Genomic DNA, 1,425 nt, shown 5'->3' with positions numbered 1-1,425 from the left:
TGTTGTGTGGTAGCTCCAATCATCCCAGCTCAGAGGGCACTTTCCTTATTCCGACACCCGATCAACAGCCAATTCATCCGTGGATCGAGGCTAAGCGGTGACGTGGGCGGCGGCGCCGGCGTCGACCTGTAGCACGACTCCGGTGATGTGCGCGCTGGCCTCGGCGGAAAGGAATAGCACTGTACGGGTCACTTCATGTGGTTCCAGGAATGGCACCGGCTGGGCGTGCAGACTCGCGAAGACCGGCTCGACGTCTGCGCGCGTTGGGGATTCGAGGTCTGGACGCATGACCTGGTAAAGGGCATCGTTATGCACCATCAGCGTCGAAACATTTCCTGGCGCAACAGCATTGACGGTGATCCCGAATTCCGCCAAGTCCAGTGCGCTGCTCTTGGTCAGACCGATCACGCCCCACTTCGCTGCACAATAGGCGGCCGAATTCGGTGCCGCGCCCCGGCCCAACATCGAACTGATCGTGACGATCCGGCCGTAGCCGCGGGCGATCATCGCCGGCGTGACCGCGGCAATGGTATTCAATACGCCGGTCAGGTTGCTCGCGATCACCTCGTTCCAAAGTGTTTCGGGCATGTTCTGGACCGGCGCGGCAGCCGAGACTCCTGCGTTGGCGACCGCGATATCGACCCTGCCGAACCGTGCCTCGGCCTGGGCGACGAGGTCCTCCATGGCGGCTCGGTCGGCAGCGTCGGCCCGCATCGCTAGGCATCGGCGGCCGGTCGCCTCGACCATGCGAGCGGTTTCATCGAGATCCTCCTCCGTGGCAAGCGGGTAAGCCACTGCGTCGCTGTCCGCACAGCGGTCGCAGATCACCACATCGGCGCCGTGTTCGGCGAAGGCCACCGCGTGTGCGCGCCCTTGTCCGCGAGCGCCGCCGGTGACCAACGCGACACGGTCGGTGAAGTCGTCCATGCTGCCCTTTCTGGATATTGCTGTGAGACTTGCTATTGGGCGATTGCAAACAGCCGTGCCGTCGCCGCCCCATGGCACAAGCCGCCCCGGTGATGATGGCCACCGTGCCGTCGAACCGGCGCATTTTCACTCCTGCGGCGCATCATTGACCGAAATACGGTCGGAACACTAACCGCATCCGGCCATCGATTTGGTTCACGTGTTCCGCTGACCGAGACGGCGGCGTCTATTGCCGCACGACCGTTCGCCGCTACACAGTCTCCGGATCAGCTATGCCCAATCGGGTATGAGGCGAGAACCAAATTTGCATTCGACGCCTGTGTGGTGCGAACCACATGATCTGTGTGGTGTTGCGTGGCACACATGCCCACGGACAGCTGGACAAAGACGGGAGACAGCGGTGGATTTTGCGGTGTTGCCGCCGGAGATCAACTCCGGTCGGATGTACGCCGGAGCCGGGTCAGGGCCGATGATAGCGGCCGCGACGGCCTGGGACGG

The 1,425-nt window shown here is 63.0% G+C and carries 2 protein-coding genes; one reads left to right on the top strand and one right to left on the bottom strand.

What is annotated here, in order from left to right:
- Positions 1 to 90: 90 nt before the first annotated feature.
- Positions 91 to 927, bottom strand: coding sequence for a mycofactocin-coupled SDR family oxidoreductase (locus AC2VON_RS22590; protein ID WP_486954867.1), 837 nt, complete (start codon positions 925 to 927; stop codon positions 91 to 93).
- A gap of 400 nt (positions 928 to 1,327) precedes the next feature.
- On the opposite strand from AC2VON_RS22590, the gene AC2VON_RS22585 reads away from it, so the two are divergent.
- Positions 1,328 to 1,425, top strand: a 98-nt coding sequence (locus AC2VON_RS22585; RefSeq protein ID WP_486954868.1) for a PPE domain-containing protein, incomplete at its 3' end; no start/stop codon positions are given.

Source organism: Mycobacterium sp. TH-M82, assembly GCF_057473605.1.
Note: the sequence above shows the minus strand (reverse complement) of the source record. Positions and strands in the feature narration are given on the sequence as shown.

Excerpts from the sequence above, each read along its gene's own strand:
- AC2VON_RS22590 (WP_486954867.1), bottom strand. The coding sequence starts at position 927 with ATGGACGACTTCACCGACCGTGTCGCGTTGGTCACCGGCGGCGCTCGC.